Annotated in this window: 17 protein-coding genes; 4 read left to right on the forward strand and 13 right to left on the reverse strand. The window is 72.8% G+C overall.

Annotated elements, in window-relative coordinates; translation table 11 throughout:
• Positions 1-335: 335 nt before the first annotated feature.
• The gene (locus AC1VWI_RS03530; RefSeq protein WP_499509423.1) at positions 336-1,217 is read left to right on the forward strand and encodes a GNAT family N-acetyltransferase; all 882 of its coding nucleotides are present in this window, start codon (positions 336-338) and stop codon (positions 1,215-1,217) included.
• 39 nt (positions 1,218-1,256) lie between these two features.
• Here the strand turns inward: AC1VWI_RS03530 and AC1VWI_RS03535 are convergent, their stop codons facing one another.
• The 3 genes from AC1VWI_RS03535 to AC1VWI_RS03545 all read right to left on the reverse strand — a co-directional run bounded on the left by AC1VWI_RS03535 (position 1,257) and on the right by AC1VWI_RS03545 (position 3,548).
• The gene (locus tag AC1VWI_RS03535) at positions 1,257-1,754 is read right to left on the reverse strand and encodes a hypothetical protein (protein ID WP_499509424.1); all 498 of its coding nucleotides are present in this window, start codon (positions 1,752-1,754) and stop codon (positions 1,257-1,259) included.
• 64 nt (positions 1,755-1,818) lie between these two features.
• Positions 1,819-2,532 (reverse strand): SDR family NAD(P)-dependent oxidoreductase, encoded by a 714-nt coding sequence (locus tag AC1VWI_RS03540; RefSeq protein ID WP_499509425.1) that lies wholly within the window; start codon positions 2,530-2,532, stop codon positions 1,819-1,821.
• A gap of 101 nt (positions 2,533-2,633) precedes the next feature.
• Complete coding sequence (locus AC1VWI_RS03545) at positions 2,634-3,548, reverse strand: LysR family transcriptional regulator (protein ID WP_499509426.1); 915 nt, start codon at positions 3,546-3,548, stop codon at positions 2,634-2,636.
• Positions 3,549-3,750: 202 nt separating this feature from the next.
• On the opposite strand from AC1VWI_RS03545, the gene AC1VWI_RS03550 reads away from it, so the two are divergent.
• A complete protein-coding gene (locus tag AC1VWI_RS03550; protein WP_499509427.1) occupies positions 3,751-4,371 on the forward strand; it encodes a TetR/AcrR family transcriptional regulator in 621 nt (206 codons plus the stop codon).
• A gap of 65 nt (positions 4,372-4,436) precedes the next feature.
• Here the strand turns inward: AC1VWI_RS03550 and AC1VWI_RS03555 are convergent, their stop codons facing one another.
• From AC1VWI_RS03555 to AC1VWI_RS03590, 8 genes are all read right to left on the reverse strand, one after another.
• Complete coding sequence (locus AC1VWI_RS03555) at positions 4,437-4,880, reverse strand: VOC family protein (RefSeq protein WP_499509428.1); 444 nt, start codon at positions 4,878-4,880, stop codon at positions 4,437-4,439.
• A gap of 318 nt (positions 4,881-5,198) precedes the next feature.
• Positions 5,199-5,984: an alpha/beta fold hydrolase gene (locus AC1VWI_RS03560; protein WP_499509429.1), complete on the reverse strand. Its 786-nt coding sequence runs from the start codon at positions 5,982-5,984 to the stop codon at positions 5,199-5,201.
• A 70-nt stretch (positions 5,985-6,054) separates the two neighbouring features.
• Positions 6,055-6,462 (reverse strand): dihydrofolate reductase family protein, encoded by a 408-nt coding sequence (locus tag AC1VWI_RS03565; protein ID WP_499509430.1) that lies wholly within the window; start codon positions 6,460-6,462, stop codon positions 6,055-6,057.
• A 182-nt stretch (positions 6,463-6,644) separates the two neighbouring features.
• Entirely contained in the window at positions 6,645-8,273 is a 1,629-nt protein-coding gene (gene kdpA / locus AC1VWI_RS03570) for a potassium-transporting ATPase subunit KdpA (RefSeq protein ID WP_499509431.1), read from the reverse strand.
• Complete coding sequence (locus AC1VWI_RS03575) at positions 8,270-9,112, reverse strand: potassium-transporting ATPase subunit C (RefSeq protein WP_499509432.1); 843 nt, start codon at positions 9,110-9,112, stop codon at positions 8,270-8,272. Before AC1VWI_RS03575 ends, kdpA begins: the two co-directional genes overlap by 4 nt.
• Positions 9,113-9,114: 2 nt before the next feature.
• The gene (gene kdpB / locus AC1VWI_RS03580; RefSeq protein WP_499509433.1) at positions 9,115-11,274 is read right to left on the reverse strand and encodes a potassium-transporting ATPase subunit KdpB; all 2,160 of its coding nucleotides are present in this window, start codon (positions 11,272-11,274) and stop codon (positions 9,115-9,117) included.
• 210 nt (positions 11,275-11,484) lie between these two features.
• Positions 11,485-12,822: a diaminopimelate decarboxylase gene (gene lysA, locus AC1VWI_RS03585; RefSeq protein ID WP_499509434.1), complete on the reverse strand. Its 1,338-nt coding sequence runs from the start codon at positions 12,820-12,822 to the stop codon at positions 11,485-11,487.
• A 13-nt stretch (positions 12,823-12,835) separates the two neighbouring features.
• A complete protein-coding gene (locus AC1VWI_RS03590) occupies positions 12,836-13,246 on the reverse strand; it encodes an SAV_915 family protein (protein WP_499509435.1) in 411 nt (136 codons plus the stop codon).
• A gap of 237 nt (positions 13,247-13,483) precedes the next feature.
• Between AC1VWI_RS03590 and AC1VWI_RS03595 the strand changes: the two genes are divergently transcribed.
• A complete protein-coding gene (locus AC1VWI_RS03595) occupies positions 13,484-14,026 on the forward strand; it encodes a universal stress protein (RefSeq protein ID WP_499509436.1) in 543 nt (180 codons plus the stop codon).
• On the opposite strand, the gene AC1VWI_RS03600 is transcribed toward AC1VWI_RS03595, so the two are convergent.
• Positions 14,016-15,587, reverse strand: coding sequence for a Na+/H+ antiporter (locus tag AC1VWI_RS03600; RefSeq protein ID WP_499509437.1), 1,572 nt, complete (start codon positions 15,585-15,587; stop codon positions 14,016-14,018). The two genes, AC1VWI_RS03595 and AC1VWI_RS03600, sit on opposite strands and share 11 nt — an antisense overlap.
• Before the next feature lie 241 nt (positions 15,588-15,828).
• Between AC1VWI_RS03600 and AC1VWI_RS03605 the strand changes: the two genes are divergently transcribed.
• A complete protein-coding gene (locus AC1VWI_RS03605) occupies positions 15,829-16,494 on the forward strand; it encodes a DUF1707 SHOCT-like domain-containing protein (protein WP_499509438.1) in 666 nt (221 codons plus the stop codon).
• A gap of 319 nt (positions 16,495-16,813) precedes the next feature.
• Here AC1VWI_RS03605 and AC1VWI_RS03610 read toward each other — a convergent pair whose 3' ends face one another.
• Complete coding sequence (locus AC1VWI_RS03610) at positions 16,814-17,365, reverse strand: helix-turn-helix domain-containing protein (RefSeq protein WP_499509439.1); 552 nt, start codon at positions 17,363-17,365, stop codon at positions 16,814-16,816.
• Positions 17,366-17,376 lie beyond the last annotated feature (11 nt).

The raw sequence follows: 17,376 nt of genomic DNA on the forward strand, positions 1-17,376 counted from the left end.
GCCGAGGTCGGGGTCACGCTCTGCCGGTGAACAGCGGCGTCCCGGCGCCCGGCAGGACGGGAGCGAGGTCGTCACCGCGGAGCGAGGCCGTCGCCTCCGCCCGCTCACGCGCGGCGGCGAGGCGGCGCCGTGACGAAGCCGTCGAGGGAGACCGCGAGCTCCCGGGCTGCCGGATCCGAAACGGGTTGCCGTCGACCTGCGGAACCGTTAGCGTCCCCCGGCCGACCGGGTGTCACCGGCCGGCTTCGTCGACGAGGAGGTGTGCGGCACATGTGCAGGAGTGCCCGGCAGCCGATCCCGCGTTCCCTTTCCCACCTCCTGACGACGGAGACACCTTGTCGATGCGCATCACCCCACTGACCGACCCCGCTCACGGCCCGTCCGGCTCCCGGCTGGCGTGGCTGGCGAGCGACGCGGACGCGATTCCTCTCGGATCGGCGTTCCTGCGCCTGTTCAGCGGTCCCGGGCAGGAACACCTCACCGAACTGAAGCTCCACGTCCATCCGGTGGAGCGGCGCCGCGCCGTCGGCTCGCGGCTGCTCGCCGCGGCCGTGGCGGCTGCCCGGGCGGACGGCCGGCGTTGCGTCATCGCCCAGGCCGAGGCCGGTTCGCCCGGCGACCGTTTCCTCCCGGGACGGGGTTTCCGCAAGGCCCTCACGCTGACGTTCGCCAGGCTCCCGATGGCCGACGTAGACATCAGTGCCCTCGGTGACATCGTCGAGCGTCCACACCCCGGATACCGGCTGGCGTCGTGGCACGGGACCGTGCCCGATGACCTCGCCACGACGTTCGCCGCGTCACGCCGGGCCATGGACGACATGCCGATGGACGACGTCGCCTACGGCACGGTGACCTGGGACGTGGACCGGGTCCGTGCTGCCGCCCAAGCCGTCGAGGCGCGAGGGGAGTTGCTGCACACCGTCGTGGCCGTCGACGATGCGGACGGCTCCATCGCCGGGTTCACCGAGCTGGTCGTCCCGGGCCACGGCAAGGGCGACGGCCAGCACTACGGCACCGCAGTCCTGCCCGGGCACCGGGGACACGGCCTGGGACGGTGGATGAAGGCCGAGTCGATCCGGCAGGCGCGCCAGCGCCACCCCGGACTCGACGGTCTGCTGACCGATACCGCCGACGGCAACCGGCCCATGCGGAACATCAACGACGCGCTGGGCTACCGACCCACGCACCAGGCGATCGAGTACCAGCTCGACCTGTAGGACGCCGGGACGGGGCGCGGGCTCCTCCCCCGCCCCGTCTCAGACGAACTGCAGCAGGCAGCCCGCCGTGAAGACCGCGGCGAGCAGGAGCGCGGCGAGCAGGAGCGCGGCGAAAGCCGTCGTCAGCGCGACGCATGCCGCCTGGTCGCCGCCTTCGCCGTCCCGCCGGGGGCGGTCCAGGGGCAGGGCGGCCCAGCAGGCACCGGCGCCGGGGCGGACCGTCAGGCCGTGGTCCGACGCGAGGGCGGCGACGATCGGCAGCTCTGCGGGCGAGGTGCCGTGCGTGACGGCGTTGGTGACCAGCTCGGAGACGACCACGAGGGCGTCGTCCGCGGCCTCCTCCGGCACCTCCGGCAGGTCAAGGGAGCTGCGCACCTGACGCCGAAGAGTGCCGGGCTCGCGCTGGTCGTGCCGGACGGGGAGGCACAGGACGGCGTCGTGCACCCGCCCGTGGCGCAGCCGCCACGGGCAGGACGCCACGGGCAGGACGTCCAGGAGTCGTTCCAGGCCGTACCCGGCCCGACGGCCGGTCGGCACGCCACGACCGGCGTCCTCCGCGGCGGAAGGCCCTGCCTCCCACCACGGCGGAGGCCGCCGCACGTCAGCGGCCCGCGCTCTGGCCGCCGTCGACCGGCAGCACCACACCCGTCACGAAGGGCGCCCTCTCCAGGTACAGGACGGCCTCGACGATGTCGTCGATCTCGCCCATGCGCCCCACCGGGTGCAGGCCCGCCAGCATCTCGTGGGTCTCCACCGGGTGCATCGGGGTCTTGATCGTGCCCAGCGCCACCGCGTTCGCCCGGATGCCCTGCGCCGCGTACTCGGTCGCCAGTGCCTTCGTGGCCGACTGCAGGCCGCCCTTGGTCAGGGACGCCAGCACCGACGTCACCTTCGCGTCCGGCTGGTCCCCGAGGCTGCTGGAGATCTGGACGACGTGTCCCCCGCCCTGCTGCAGCATCCGCTCCACCGCCAGCTGCGTGACGCGGAAGAAGCCGTCCAGGTTCACCGCCATCACGGCCCGGTAGTCCTCTTCGGTGTACTCCGTGAACGGCTTCGCCACGAAGATCCCCGCGTTGTTGACCAGCGTGTCCACCCGGCCGAACCGCTCCACCGCCGTCGCGATCACCCGCTCCGCCGTGCCCCGGTCCGCGATGTCCCCGCGCACCGCCACCACCCCCGGGTCCGCCGACTCGCCGATGTTCCGCGACGTGGCCACCACCGCGTACCCCAGCTTGCGGTACGCCTCGACCAGACCGGCACCGATGCCCTGCGACGCACCGGTGACGACCGCGACCTTCTGACCCTCAACGCTCATGACCTGCTCCCGATGGATGGGCGGACCGCGCCGGCGAGATAGCCGACCGGTCACCTATAACCGCGAGAACCGAGCGACAATTCCGGCATATCGCCGAAAATCTATCGCTTGTAGGGATCTCCGTCGGGGAGCCAGACGTCGGGACCGTGGATGCCGAGGTCGCCCACACCCTCGGCCAAGGCGTCCACCACGGCCAGCACCGAGTCGCGGACCTCGTCGGCGCGCCACACCAGCGACCAGGTCCAGTAGACCTCGGGCGCGATCACCGGCCGCTTGACCAGGTCCGGAGGGAGTGGGGTGGTCTGGCCCTTGGGCGAGTTGACGACCGGTCCGCGGCAGCGGCGGACGTGGTCGAAGAACCCGCTGCCGGTGATACCGCCGTCGGAGATACGGATCGTGCGGGCTCCCGTGTCGGCGGCGAAGCGCTCCGCGTAGACGTTCCACGACTGCCAGGTGGTGGTGTCGTCGTCGAGGAGGACGACGGTGTCCTCGGCCCGGACGGCACTGGTGTCGTCGCCGGTGGAGACCGCGTAGAGCAGGTCCGCACCCAGGAGCCGGGACCGCAGGCCGCACCGTTCCAGGTCCGCCGTCTGCACCCAGCAGACCGCGAGGTCCAGGCCGCCCTCGGCCACCCGGGCGGCCTGGGTGTGGGAGGGCCCGATCCACGCGTCCACGTGCAGCCGGGCCACCGCGGACGCACGGGCCGCCAGGTCGGCGGGGAGCCAGTTGGTGTAGCCGAGCCGCACCGCCTCCGAGCCGGCCAGCTGCTTGGCGCGGCGCCCCACGTCGTCCGCGCGCTCCAGCAGCGCCCGGACGTGCGGGAGCAGCGCCGAGCCCGCGGGGGTGATCGACACCGAACGGCGGTCGCGGTCGAAGAGCCTGACCCCCAGGTCGCGTTCGAGCGCCTTGATCTGCTGGGACAGTGAGGGCCCGGCGATCAGGAGCCGTTCGGCCGCCCTCCCGAAGTTCAGCTCCTCGGCGACCGCGACGAAATACCGAAGTTGACGCAGCTCCACGCCGCCATGCTAGGGCCTGGCCTGCCGGATCTCCGCCACGGGGGGCGTGTGGGAGTCGCAGCCTCGCAGCAGGGAGGAAACCGGTCCTGGCGCGCGCGCCGCCGGCGCGCCCACGATGGGGGCCGGTCGGGATTCCCGGCCGGGGAAGCAGCGGGACCGACCGGTCGACGACACAATAGTCGATCGGTCGTATACTGCTGTCATGGGACGCACGAGTGATGCCAGGGAGAAGATCATCACTGCCGCGCAGACGCTCATCGAGCAGCGCGGCTACTCCGCCCTGGGGGTGGCCGAGATCTGCAAGGCGGCCGGGGTGCCCAAGGGCAGCTTCTACTACTTCTTCGAGTCCAAGGAAGCCCTCGCCCTGACCGTCATCGACGAGCACTGGGCGGCGCAGAGGCGCGAGTGGACCCGCATCCTGGGCGCCGACGAGGCACCCCTGGAGCGGCTGCGCCGGCTGTTCGAGGCGACCGAGGAGAGCCAGCACGCGGGCCAGCAGTCCTGCGGCACGGTCTCCGGATGCATGTTCGGCAACCTGACGCTGGAGATGAGCAACCAGACGGAGTCCATCCGCGGACGGCTGCAGGAGATCTTCGAGACACAGGTCGACATGATCGACGAGGTCGTCACCGAGGCCCGCGAGTGCGGTGATGTCACCGTCGCCGACACCCACGCGGCCGCGGCGTCGATCGTCGCCCAGCTCGAGGGACAGGTGCTCTTCGCCAAGCTGTACAACGACACCGGGCGCCTCAGCCCGCTGTGGACGAACTGCCTCGCCATCCTGGGCGTGACCGGGCCTCAGAAGGCCGTCGCCACCGTGTGAAGGTTGCGCACCGCGGGCGCGGCGCGCGCCCGCGGTGCGCAACCGTACGGCACCAGGGGCGGAGGTCAGCGGCCCGGCAGCCGCTCCGTGATCTCCTGGAGCACCCATTCGTTGCCGTCGGGGTCGCTGAACGACGCGAAGGAGCAGTAACTGCGCCGCTCCGCGTCGGGGCCGGACACACGTCCTTCCGTCCCGGCACGGTGGAAGATCCCTCCGGCGTCGTGGAACGGTCCGGCCACCTCGACTCCGCGCCCCACGAGTTCCTCGCGGGCGGCGACCACGTCCTCCACGATCAGGTGGAGGCCCTGGACCGAGCCGGGCCCCGCCGAGCTGACCCCGGTGCCGAAGATGACCGAGCAGGGCGAGCCGGGCGGGGTCACCTGGACCACGCGGAAGTCCTCGCCGGTGGTGAGGTCCGCGTCCAGCCGCCAGCCGAGGCCCACGTAGAAGTCCTTGGCCCGGTCGACGTCGGCGACGGGCACCACCACGACCTCGAGTTTCATGTCCACAGGGGTTGCTCCTTTCCCTTGCCCCGTCCGGCGTGCGGGGGCGCGCCGGACGTCCACGGTCCCGCGGGGATGATCCGTACCCGCGCGCCCCCACGCGCGGACGGCGCGGACCGGACGGCCACCGCGTTGGCGGTGCGGCAGCGCTAGGCCGTGTCGTCAAAGTCCCGCCTGCCCAGCGGCGCCTGGCACGGCACCTCGCTGCGTTGTCGAATCGTCCGAGTAGCCCACTACGAGGACGACTCTCCGCCTTACGATGCACCGCACCAGACGCCGCTGGGCCCGCCCTCCGGGCGGCCGGCGCTCCTTTGACGACACGGCCTAACGGGCGAGGAAGGGAAGCAGGGCGGCCGTGACGTCGGCGGGGGCTTCGAGGGCGACGAGGTGGGCCGCGGCAGGGAACTCGGCCAGGGTGGCGCCGGGGATCGTGGCGGCGTAGCGGCGGGCGATGTCCTGGAAGTCCGGCACGTCGAGGAGGCCGATGCCGATCAGGGTGGGCACGGAGAGGGCAGCGACGTCGCCGTCCGCGCGGCCCTGCGAGTGCGCGTCGACCGTGCCCTGGTGGGTCAGCGCCGTCCGCAGCGGCCCGCGCAGCCGGTCGGCCGCCCCGGCGGGGACCTCGTCCCATCCGCGGGCCGGGCCGCGGAGCCACATGTCCAGGTTGACGCGGACCGCGGCCTCGTGGTCGCCCGCCGCGAGCGCCTCGGTCTCGGCCTCGTCGTAGGCGATCATCTGCGGCGACCAGTCGTACCCCGGCCACGGCGGGGAGAAGACGGCCAGGGAGTGGACGCGCCCGGGGTGGGCGAGCGTGAAGTCGAGCGCCACGCGGCCGCCGAAGGACGCGCCGACCACGCGGGCGCGGTCGAGGCCGAAGTGGTCCAGGACGCGGCGCAGGTCGTCGTGTTCGCTGAACGGGCCGGCCGGTGGCGGGGACTGGCCGAAGCCGCGCATGTCGTAGCGGATGACGGTGTGGTGCTGCGCGAGGCCGGGCACGACCCCGTCCCACATCCGGTGGTCGGCGACGCCCGCGTGCACGAGGACGACGGGCGGGCCTTCCCCCGTCACCGTGCAGGCGAGACGTCCGAGTTCGTCGGCGAGTATGAGCATCCGCAGATGCTCGCACGGAACCGGACCGCGCCGCGCATCGCAGGCACCGGTGCTGGTACCCGTACCGGCCTCAGCGTGTCGTGTACGTCAGGTAGGCGAACTGGCCGACCCGCTCGACGTCCGTCAGCCGCAGCCGGGCCGAGGTCAGCCGCCTCGGCAGCAGCGGTGCACCGACACCGAGGGTGACCGGGGCGACGCCCAGGATCAGGTCGTCCAGAAGCCCGTGATCGGCGAAGGAGCCGACCAGTTCACCGCCGCCCACCAGCCAGATGTTCCGGCCCCCGGCGGCGGCGGTCATGGCCTCGTGGACGGGGCGGACGTCGTCGCGCACGAAGGTGACGTCCGCCCCGGGGACGGCGGGCAGGTCCCGGTGGGTGAAGACCCAGACCGGGGTGGTGCCGTAGTACTCGGTCCACTTCCCGGGCCGCTCCAGGAGCCGGTCGTGGTCCAGGATCCACTCGTACGTGGTCGCGCCCATCGCGAAGGCCCCGACGCCGGCGAAGAAGGCCCTGAAGCGCTCGAAGCCTCCCCCTCGACCTCGAAGAGCCAGTCGAGGGAGCCGTCCGGTTCGGCGATGAAGCCGTCGAGGCTGGTCGCGGTGAAGTACTGGGTCCTCGTCACCCCCTCAGCTTCGCATCGGGGGGTGACCGACCGTCGGCACTACAGCAGTCCCTCCGCCACCGGGCCGAGGGACAGGACGGGCAGGAAGTTCAGCAGGGCGAGGATCAGGGCGGCGCCGGTGGCCAGGACGACGAAGTTGACCCCGTGCGGGCGCAGCGTGCCGACCGTGACCACACCGGCCCGCTGGCGCGCGAGGCGTCCCGCCAGCGCGAGGACGAACACCACGGGGACGTAGCGGCCGATCAGCATGGCGACGACCATCAGCAGGTTGTGCAGGTCGGTGGCGCCGTTGAAGCCGGCCATCGCGCTGCCGTTGCTGGCCGTGTTGCTGGTGTACGCGTAGACGAGTTCGGTCAGGCCGTGCGGGCCGGGGTTGCCCATCGAGGAGCGCCCGCCGGGCAGGGCGACGGCGATGGCCGAGCACACCAGGATCGCCGTGGGCGCGACGAGCGCGTAGAGCACGACGTACCGCATCTCCCCGGTGCCGATCCGCTTGCGCAGGTACTCGGGGGTGCGGCCGACCATCAGGCCGCCGACGAAGACCGCGATGAGGACGGCCACGAGCAGTCCGTACAGGCCGCTCCCGGTGCCGCCGGGCGCGATCTCGCCGAGCATCATGCCCGCCAGCAGGACGCCGCCGCCGAGGCTGGAGAAGCTGTCGTAAGAGGAGTTGGCGGCGCCGTCCGCCGAGGCGGTGGCCGACACGCCGAACAGGGTGCTCGCCGGGACGCCGAACCGGGTCTCGGTGCCCTCGGTCTGGCCGCCCACCGCGGCGCTGACGGTGCCGGTGTGGGCGCTCTGGGCGAGGTTGGCGGCGGCCAGCAGCAGCCCGAAGAGGATGCCGACCACCGCGAGGAGGGTCCAGCTCTGCTTCAGGCTGCCGACGAGCCGGCCGTAGGTGCGGATCAGGGCGGTCGGGATGAGGAGCATGAGCACGATCTCGAGCGTGTTGCTCCAGGCCGAGGGGTTCTCCAGGGGGTGGGCGCTGTTGGCGTTGAAGACACCGCCGCCGTCGCCGGACATCAGCTTGATGGACTCCCAGGAGCCGACGGGGGCGGCGAGCTGGTCGCTCCCCGACAGGTGCTGCGGCACTCCGAGCGCGATCAGCAGGAGTCCGGAGACGACCGCGAGGGGCAGGAAGACGCGGAAGACGCTGCGGACGAGGTCGACCCAGAAGTTGCCGAGCCGGTCGGTGTCACGCCGGACCAGCCCGCGGACGAGGGCCAGCGCGACGCAGATGCCGACCGCGCCGGAGGCGAACGCCTGGGTGCCCAGGCCGGCCATGACGGCGAGGTGGCCGGTGGTGGACTCACCCGCGTAGTTCTGCCAGCTGGTGTTGGTGGTGAAGCTGACGGCGGTGTGCAGGGCGAGCCGCCACGGCATGCCGTCGCGGCCGAGCGACCACGGCAGCCGGTCCTGCAGGGTGAACAGGGCGAACAGGGCGGCGATGCTCACGGCCGAGAAGGCCAGCAGCGCGAACAGGTAGTGCCGCCAGTCCTGTTCCTTGTCCGGGTCGACGCCGCACAGGCGGTAGAGGGTGCGTTCGGGTCTCAGGTGGCGACCGCCCTCGAGGGCGCGTGCCATGTAGTCGCCGAGGGGGACGTGGAGGCCCACCACGACGGCGATGACGAGGGAGGCCTGGATCCAGCCGTACATGTCTGCTCTCACGCTCCGCGCGTCGGGTGGGTGCGGTCCAGGGCTGCGTTGAGCTCGACGACGTTGACGGCGGGCTCGCCGAGCACGCCGAGGGCGCGGCCGGTGGTGTACTTCGCGATCAGGGCGCGCACGGTGTCCTCGCCGACCGCCCGCTCGCGGGCGACACGAGGTGCCTGGAGGCCCGCGTACGCGGGGCTGATGTCGGGGTCGAGGCCGCTGCCGCCGGCGGTCACCGCGTCGGCGGGGACCGCGGGGCGGGCCGGCGCGTCGCCGCGTACGGGGGTGACGACGGCGCGGGTGTAGTCGGCGCCGGGTTCCGCGCAGCGGACGGCCACGTGCTCGTAGGCCGTGAGGAACGGCCGTGCGGGACAGAGCTGGTTGAGGCTGACGACGCGGGTCACGCGGCCCGTGGTGCCGCCCTGACGGAAGACGGCGAGCACGGCGCCGACGCCGTCGGGGGTGCAGTAGGGGCGGGCGCCGTCGACGTGCTCGAGCTCACCGACCGCCTTGCTGCGCGAGCACACCTGGGTGAGCAGGCTGGGCTTGTCGGGGGTGTCGACGACGCTCTCGGCGCCCTGGTTGCCGGCGCCGGAGGCCGCGGTGTCGTAGCCGTCGCCCGCGTTGGAGGGGCGCGACTGGAAGTAGCCGGGCAGCGCGTTGCCCTGGGAGTCGGTGTAGGCCTTGCCGATGAGTGTGTCGGCTGACGAGGCGTCACGCAGGCCCGGCACCTGGGCGAGCAGCGTCATACCGAGGGGGTAGGCCAGTCCGACGAGGAGGGTGAGCGCGAGCACCATGCGGAGGGCCGCGAGGTGGTGCGCGGCCCAGCGGGGCAGCGTGGAGGTGTCAGCCATGGTCAGATCCCCGGGATGAACTGGACGAGGGCGACGTCGATGAGCTTGATCGCGAGGAACGGCACGACCACCCCGCCGAGGCCGTACACCCACAGGTTGCGGGTGAGGAGCGCCGAGGCACTGCTGGGCCGGTAGCGGACGCCCCGCAGGGCGAGCGGGATCAGCGCGACGATGACGACGGCGTTGAAGACGACGGCCGACAGGATCGCCGAGGCGGGCGAGTGCAGCCGCATGATGTTCACCGCGTCGAGGGCCGGGTAGACCCCGCCGAACATCGCGGGGAGGATCGCGAAGTACTTGGCGATGTCGTTCGCGATCGAGAAGGTCGTCAGCGCGCCGCGGGTGATGAGGAGTTGCTTGCCGATCTCGACGATCTCCACGATCTTCGTGGGGTCGGAGTCGAGGTCGACCATGTTGCCGGCCTCCTTGGCGGCCGAGGTGCCGGTGTTCATGGCGACACCCACGTCCGCCTGCGCCAGTGCCGGTGCGTCGTTGGTGCCGTCGCCGGTCATGGCGACGAGGTGGCCGCCGGCCTGCTCGTGCTTGATCAGGGCGAGCTTGTCCTCGGGGGTCGCCTCGGCGAGGAAGTCGTCCACGCCCGCCTCCTCGGCGATGGCGCGGGCGGTCACCGGGTTGTCGCCGGTGATCATCACGGTGCGGATGCCCATCCGCCGCATCTCCTCGAAGCGTTCGCGCAGGCCGGGCTTGACGACGTCCTTGAGGTGGATGACGCCCAGGACGCGCGCGGGGCCGTTGCCGGCCGGGAGTTCGGCGACGGCGAGCGGTGTCCCGCCCGCGGCGGACACCTGCTCGACGTACACGTCCATGCCCGCCGGGACCGTGCCGCCCTCGTCGCGGACCCAGGCGGCGACCGCGGCGGCGGCGCCCTTGCGCAGCTTCCTTCCTTCGGGGAGGTCCACCCCGGACATGCGGGTGGTGGCGCTGAAGGCCACCCACCGGGCGTCGGGCAGGTCGATCTCGTCGGCCTTGTGGTGGGACAGCGCGTGGTGCTCGCGGGCGTGGGCGACGATGGATCGCCCCTCCGGGGTCCGGTCGGCGAGGCTCGACAGCAGCGCGGCCTGGGCGAACTGTTCGGGCTCGACGGCCCCGACCGGCAGGAAGGCGCTCGCCTGCCGGTTGCCGTAGGTGATGGTGCCGGTCTTGTCGAGCAGGAGCGTGTTCACGTCGCCGGCGGCCTCGACGGCGCGGCCGGAGGAGGCCAGGACGTTGCGCTGCACCAGGCGGTCCATTCCGGCGATGCCGATGGCCGACAGCAGGGCGCCGATCGTCGTCGGGATGAGGCAGACGAGCAGCGAGACCAGGACGATGCCGGTGACGCCGTCGGCGGTCATGGCGGCGCTGTCGGGAGCGGCTCCCATGAAGCCCTTGGAGAAGATCGCCATGGGCTGCAGGGTGACGACGGCGACCAGGAAGACGAAGGTCAGCATGACGAGCAGCAGGTTGAGGGCGAGCTCGTTCGGCGTCTTCTGCCGGTTGGCGCCCTCGACCAGGCCGATCATCCGGTCCAGGAAGCTGCGTCCGGACTCCTGGGTGATGCGCACGACGATACGGTCGGACAGCACCTTGGTGCCGCCGGTGACGGCCGATCGGTCGCCGCCCGCCTCGCGGATGACGGGTGCGGACTCGCCGGTGATGGCGGACTCGTCGACGCTGGCGACGCCTTCGACGACATCGCCGTCACCAGGGATCGTCTCCCCGGCCTCGACGACGATGGTGTCACCGCGGCGCAGCGCGATGGCGTGCACCACCTTCTCGCCGTCCTCCGTCAGCCGGCGGGCGGTGGTCAGCTTGCGCATGCGGCGCAAGGAGTCGGCCTGGGCCTTGCCGCGGCTCTCGGCGACGGCCTCGGCGAGGTTGCCGAAGACGACGGTCAGCCAGAGCCACACCGTGATCAGCCAGCCGAACAGGGTCGGATGGACGAGGGCCAGCCCGGTGGTCAGGGCCGCGCCGACCTCGGTGACGAACATGATCGGGTTGCGGACCAGCGTCACCGGGTTGAGCTTGCGCAGGGCGTCGGGAAGGGCGAGCCACAGCTGTCCGGGGTCGAGCAGTCCTGCGCCGACACGGCGCTTCCCGCCGGCCTCGGGGGGAAGGACGGGGCTTTCACGGTCCGGTCTGACGGGTGCGGGTGCGATGGTCATCGGATTCCCTCCGCGACGATCAGGCGGACGGCGTACTCCACACTCACCGGACTCTCTCTTCTGGTGGATCGGGACCCGTGGACCGGGCCTCTTGGAACGGAAATGGGCATGGCGCACCTCCGGGCAGGGGGACGCGGGGACATCACCTGCCCGGAGGGCGTTCGGACGGCGTCGGGGACGCCTGGTCGTGGGGCCCCGGGGCCCCGGGGCTCAGAGCCCGATGTCGCGGTTGCGGAAGTCGGCGAGCGACTCGCGGCGGACCAGCAGCCGGGCCCGGCCCTCGTGGACCGCGACGACCGGCGGACGGCCGACGAGGTTGTACGTGGACGCCATCGACAGGTGGTAGGCGCCCGCGACCGGCACCGCCAGCAGGTCCCCGGGCCGGACGTCGGCCGGCAGGGGCACCGCCGAGGCGAGGATGTCACCGGCCTCGCAGTGCCGGCCGACCACGGTCATCAGGGCCGGCTCCTCCGTGGAGTGACGGCCGATCAGCCGGGGGCTGTAGCGCACCCCGTACAGGGCGGGCCGCGGGTTGTCGCTCATGCCGCCGTCGACGGCCACGAAGGTCTGTCCGCCGGTGCGCTTGACCGACAGCACGTGGTACAGCGCGACACCGGCGGGACCCACGATCGCGCGGCCCGGCTCCACCGTCAGCCGCGGAACCGGCAGCCCGGCGGCCGCGCAGCCCTCGGCGAGCTCGGCGCGTATCCGCGCGGACAGCGTCGTCAGGTCCATCGCCGCCTCGCCCGGCCGGTAGGCGACCGCGTGCCCGCCGCCCAGGTCCAGCTCCGGCAGCGTGACGCCGTGCTGCCTGCGTACGGCGGCCAGCAGCCCGACCAGCCGGCGCACGGCCGCGAGGTACGGCTTGACGCTGCTGATCTGCGAGCCCAGGTGGCAGTGGAGGCCGACCAGTTCCAGCCGTGGCTGCTCCAGCACGCGCGCGATGGCGTGCTGCGCCGATCCGTCGGTCAGGGACAGCCCGAACTTCTGGTCGTCGGTGCCGGTGCGCACCGCGTTGTGGTGACCGGCGGCGATGCCCGGCACGATGCGGAGCAGCACCTTCTGCCGGTCCCCCGGCGGGACGTGGGCCGCCAGCCGGGCGATCTCGCCGGTGCTGTCGATCACGATCCGGCCCACGCCGAGGCGCAGCGCCGTGGCCAGGTCCTCCGGGCTCTTGGCGTTGCCATGGAGCAGGATGCGCTCCGGCGGGAAGCCGGTGACGACCGCGAGCTCGAGCTCCCCGGCCGAGCAGACGTCGAGGCCGAGGCCTTCCTCGTCCACCCAGTGGGCCATGGCACGGCACATGAAGGCCTTGGCGGCGTACAGCACGTCGCCGTCGGGGAAGGCCGCGCGGTAGGCGCGGCAGCGGTCGCGTACCTCGCCCTCGTCCAGGACGTAAGCAGGGGTGCCGAAGCGTTCGGCGATCTCCGTGAGGGCGACCCCGCCCACGGTGACCTCACCGTGGGGGGCGGAGGAGGCGGACGCGGGCCACACCGACAGGTCGGCGTCCGGGTACGCGGTCTCCAGGTGCTCGGTGACGAGAGTCATGACGGCGCTCCTTTCAGCCGATCCACAGGGCCAGGGCGTCGACCAGCGCGACCGCGCCGGTGACCCTGAGGACCCCGAGGGTCTGGGGGTCGAGCCGGCGACCGGTTTCCTCCGGTACGTCCGACACGGCGGGTGCGGCGAACTGCGGGTCCACGGTCAGTGCCGTGACGCCCAGCGGCCGGGCGAGCGACCGCAGCGCGGATTCCGACAGGGTGATCCACTGCTGGTCGGCGCCGAGCGTCTCGGTGAGGCGCTCGGTGGTGGTGAAGCCGACGGCCGTGCGGCCGCCCAGGGGCGTGCGGAACATGCGCGCGACGCATCCCACGGGTCCCGGCCGGACGGGGACGTACAACGTCTCCCGGTGTCGTCCGGCCGGGGACGGATCCGAAGGCTCGGGGTCGTCCCCGTACATGAGCTCTGTCATGGCTTCCTCCTGCTGCGGCACCTGCTGCGGTTCCTGGGGCGCCCCGGCCGGGGCCGGCGTTCCGGGACGCACCAGGGACGCTATGCCCGCCGTCCGGGGGGTGGGTGCGATCCCTGACGCGACGTTTACGGCGAGCGCGCGAACGTTAACGGCGCGGCTCTCGCGGGTGGCGCGGACGGCGTCAGGATCGCGACAAGGACCCCTGGTCCGCGCGTTTCCGGGCGTTTCATGGGAGGCATGAGTGAGGTCCGCGAAGAGTGCGTCGTCGTCGGCGTCAGCGGCTCCCCCGTGAGCGTGGTGGCGCTGCGCCGGGCCGCCGAGGAGGCCCGGCGGCGGGATTGCGTGCTGACCGTGGTCACCGCATGGGAGACGGCCTGGGACGGTGCCGGTGCGACGCAGAGCCGGTGGCCGCCACCCCCGCCGGACCCCGACCGGTGGCGACGGCTGGCCCGGCGCCGGCTCCTCATGGCCCTGGACGCCGCCTTCGACGGCGACCTGCCGCTGGACCCCCCGCTGCGTCCGGTCCTCGCGCTGGGCCGCCCGGGACCGGCGCTGGTGGAGGTGGCCGGCGAGGGCGCGGGGTTGCTGGTGGTCGGTGCCGGTTCCCACGGCCCGTGGCAGCGGCTCTTCGCGCCGTCCGTCGCCGCCCACTGCTTCACGTACGCCCGCTGCCCGGTCCTGGCCGTGCCGTCCGCGCCCGGAGTGCCGTCGGCCCGGGGTGGCGGAAGCGGGCGGCGGTTCGGCGCCAGGTGGCGGCGGCACGGTTTCGTCACTCCCTGAGCCCGGCCTCCTCCAGGTCCAGGGCCCGCTGGACATTGCGCCATGTACCGTCGCCCACCAGGTTGGCTTCGTAAAGTCTGCGCAGTTCGCGGCTCTGCACGCCTATCAGGGCTCGCCGCAGCTCCCGGTGGGCTGCGGCGAGGCCGGACGGATCGGCGTACCGGTCCGAACCGGCAACGCCGTCCCTGGGCTCGAGTTCGGCCTCCAACTGCCGACGCAACGGCACGATCACGGACTCGGGTACGGCCTCGAGGTCGTCGAGCTGGTCCAGGTAGCTCAGACCGGCACGGGAAAGCGCATCCCGGGCCTGCGACTCCTCGCGCGCGGTGTGTTCCGGTTCCAGCGCGATGCCGGAGCGGCGGACCACGGGGGCCAAGGTGAATCCCTGCACCACCAGGGTCAGCACCACCACACCCGTGGTGAGGCTCAGCAGCAGGGAGCGGTGCGGGAGCGGTGCGCCGCTCTGCGTGGCCAACGGGATGGAGAGTGCCGCGGCCAGCGGCATGACCCCACGGGTCCCCGCCCAGGACGTCACCAGGGGCACCCGCCACGAGACGGGACCGTCCTTGCGGCGGAACTGCATCACTGCGGAGAGCGGGAAGACCCACAGCAGCCGTACGACGATGAGCGTCGCCGCCACCGCCACCACGCCGGCCGCCAGCGGCCATCCACGCTCGACGGGGTCGAGTTCGCGTACGAGGGTGGGCAGTTGCAGGCCGATGAGCGCGAACACGACGCTCTCCAGGAGGAACACGACGGTCCGGTGGACGGCGTGCACCTGCAGCCTGATCGGCGCGTTGGTGAACCGGTGACCGGTACTGCCCATCACCACTCCGGCCACGACCACGGCCGTGACGCCGGAGGTGTGCAGGTCCTCGGCGAGCACAAAGGCGGCGTACGGGGTGACCAGGGAAACGACCGTCTCGAGGACCGGGTCCTCCGTTCTCCTGCGGATGAGCGCGACGGCTCCGGCAACCGCGGCGCCGACGAGCGCACCGCCGCCGCCGAGCCCGGCGAAACGGCCTGCGGCAGCGGGCAGGGCGAACGCCCCGGTGGCGACCGCGGTCCCGACGGCGACCTTGAACAGCACCAGGCTCGTCGCGTCGTTGAAGAGGCTCTCCGCCTGCACCAGGGTGCGCACTCGGGGCGGCAGCGCAAGCCTGCGCCCCAGGGCCGTCACCGCAACGGGGTCCGTACTGGCCAGGACGGCTCCGAGCACCAGGGCCATCGGCGCGCCCAGTGGTGTCAGCCGGGCCGCGACGGCCGCGACGGCGGCGGCCGAGGCCACGACGAGACCGAAGGCGAGGACGGTCACCGGTCGCCACACCGGCCGGAGTTCGCGCCAGGAGATCTCCTCGGCCGAGGCGTACAGCAGCGGCGGGAGGACCACGACGCTGATCACCTCCGGCGCCACGTGCACCGCCGGGACCCACGGCAGCAGTCCGGCGACGAGCCCGGCGACGACCAGCAGCGAGGGGGCGGGGATCCGCCAGTGCCTGGCGCCCGTGGCCACCATGGTGGCCAGTGCCACGAGGAGAAGGACGGCGGTCAGGACGGTCATGTGAGGGTCCCCACGGGAGGAGCCGCGTACGGCTGACGGTGAACACTTGCCGCCGACCAGACTTCCCGGCACTCCACTGGGGAAATTACACGATCCTGACGGCGCCCTGGCAGGCCGGACCGGGATACGGCTCGGATGGCCGGGGTGCGGGCTTGGCTCGCGACCAGGACGCGATATAGCGTTAGTTCGCGACCTGTGTATCGCGTCTCACCGAAGCCGCCGACCAGAACGGGGTGGGGACATGCCGGAGGAGATCCCGCCCGCGGGTGGGCCGTCCGCTACGGGCGCGCCGCTCGCGCCGCCCCCACTGCGGGCCTCGCACGCGGACCGGGACCGGGTGGTGGACGTCCTGACCGTGGCCGCGGGCGACGGGCTGCTGTCCGCCGACGAGCTGGACGAGCGCCTGGAGGCCGCCCTGTCGGCCCGTACGCTCGACGAACTGGCACCGCTCACCGCCGACCTTCCGGCGGCCGCGGGGGCGCCGGGCGTGGCCGTCGGGGACGTCAAGGACCTGGTCCGGGTCGACCACCGAGGGGGCTCGTTCCGCCGCGCCGACCGGTGGGTCGTGCCGCGGCGCATGGAGGTCCAGTCGGAGTGGGGCGAGGTGCTGCTCGACTTCACCGGCGCCGTGATCACGCAGGACACCCTCCGCATCGACGTGGACGTCCGCGGTGGCTCCCTGGTGCTGGTGACGCGGCCCGGGATCGTGGTGGACGCCGACGAGCTGGCCGTCAGCTTCGGCAAGGTGGACATCCGGCCGGCCGCCGGCCCGGCGACACCGGTGGCCCTGCGCGTGGAGCTGGTGGGTGAGGTGGAGTTCGGGCAGGTGCGGGCGCGTCCGCCGCGGCGGACGTTCCTGCGGTGGCTCTTCCGCCGTCCCGCCGCGCTCCCGGCGCTCACGAGCTGACCCGGCGCGCGGCCACGGTGCGGGCGCCCCCGGTCCGGGCGTCCCGTCCCGCGGCGGGCCGGAGCCCGCGATACTGACCGGCGATGAGCCTCCGCATGGTGCCCCTGCGCTTCGGCATGCCCTACGGCGCGCCCTCCACCGGTCCGTCACGGGAGGTCTACGTCCCTCCCGTCGAGGCGGGGACGACGGGTTCGGCGAACTGATCTTCGCGGCCGAGACCGTGGCGATCTGCGTCGTCGCGGCGCTGTTGGTCGTCTTCCTGGTGACGGACCGCCGCTCCTCCAAGCGGCGGGCCCGCCACCGCCGTTGACGCCGGGTGTCAGGCCGGGCCGCCCGGGCCCTGGGGCTCCTCGGCGGGGAACAGGATCGGGCTGACGAGGTGCCGCGTCCGCCCGGGGGCCGGGCCGTTGGCCAGCCGGGGCAGCAGGACCCGCCGCAGGTCGGCGATGAGCGTGGCGCGTTCCTCGTCGCTCAGCCAGAGAGCGTGCTGGCGGTAGCCGACGAGATCGGCGGCCGGGTCGGCGCCGTCCCGGTCGAGGTAGGCGTTGAACTCGGCCATCAACGCCGCCATGGCGACCGCGAAGACCCTGCGGTGGTCCTCCCGTGACACCGACGCCGCCGTCTCCGCGTCGACCACGGCCCGTTCGCGGCGGAGCCGGTAGCGGCGCTCGACGGCGCCGCGTACGCGCTGCTCGCCCTCGACCTCGAGCACTCCCCCGTCCGCGAGGAGACCGACGTGGCGGTAGACGGTTGCCTTGGAGACGTCCGGCAGCAGGTCGCACAACTGCGACGTGGTGAGCGTCCGGTTCCCCGACATGGCGTGCACGATGCGCAGCCGCACGGGGTGCAGCAGCAGGTCGACCGTGTCCATGGACGTACGAT

This window comes from Streptomyces sp. TOM-9 (assembly GCF_056858595.1).

Coding starts and splice junctions, on each gene's coding strand:
- AC1VWI_RS03540 (WP_499509425.1), bottom strand. CDS start 2,532: ATGAGCGTTGAGGGTCAGAAGGTCGCGGTCGTCACCGGTGCGTCGCAG.
- AC1VWI_RS03550 (WP_499509427.1), top strand. CDS start 3,751: ATGGGACGCACGAGTGATGCCAGGGAGAAGATCATCACTGCCGCGCAG.
- AC1VWI_RS03560 (WP_499509429.1), bottom strand. CDS start 5,984: ATGCTCATACTCGCCGACGAACTCGGACGTCTCGCCTGCACGGTGACG.
- AC1VWI_RS03565 (WP_499509430.1), bottom strand. CDS start 6,462: ATGGGCGCGACCACGTACGAGTGGATCCTGGACCACGACCGGCTCCTG.
- AC1VWI_RS03575 (WP_499509432.1), bottom strand. CDS start 9,112: ATGGCTGACACCTCCACGCTGCCCCGCTGGGCCGCGCACCACCTCGCG.
- kdpB (WP_499509433.1), bottom strand. CDS start 11,274: ATGACCATCGCACCCGCACCCGTCAGACCGGACCGTGAAAGCCCCGTC.
- lysA (WP_499509434.1), bottom strand. CDS start 12,822: ATGACTCTCGTCACCGAGCACCTGGAGACCGCGTACCCGGACGCCGAC.
- AC1VWI_RS03590 (WP_499509435.1), bottom strand. CDS start 13,246: ATGACAGAGCTCATGTACGGGGACGACCCCGAGCCTTCGGATCCGTCC.
- AC1VWI_RS03595 (WP_499509436.1), top strand. CDS start 13,484: ATGAGTGAGGTCCGCGAAGAGTGCGTCGTCGTCGGCGTCAGCGGCTCC.
- AC1VWI_RS03600 (WP_499509437.1), bottom strand. CDS start 15,587: ATGACCGTCCTGACCGCCGTCCTTCTCCTCGTGGCACTGGCCACCATG.
- AC1VWI_RS03605 (WP_499509438.1), top strand. CDS start 15,829: ATGCCGGAGGAGATCCCGCCCGCGGGTGGGCCGTCCGCTACGGGCGCG.
- AC1VWI_RS03610 (WP_499509439.1), bottom strand. CDS start 17,365: ATGGACACGGTCGACCTGCTGCTGCACCCCGTGCGGCTGCGCATCGTG.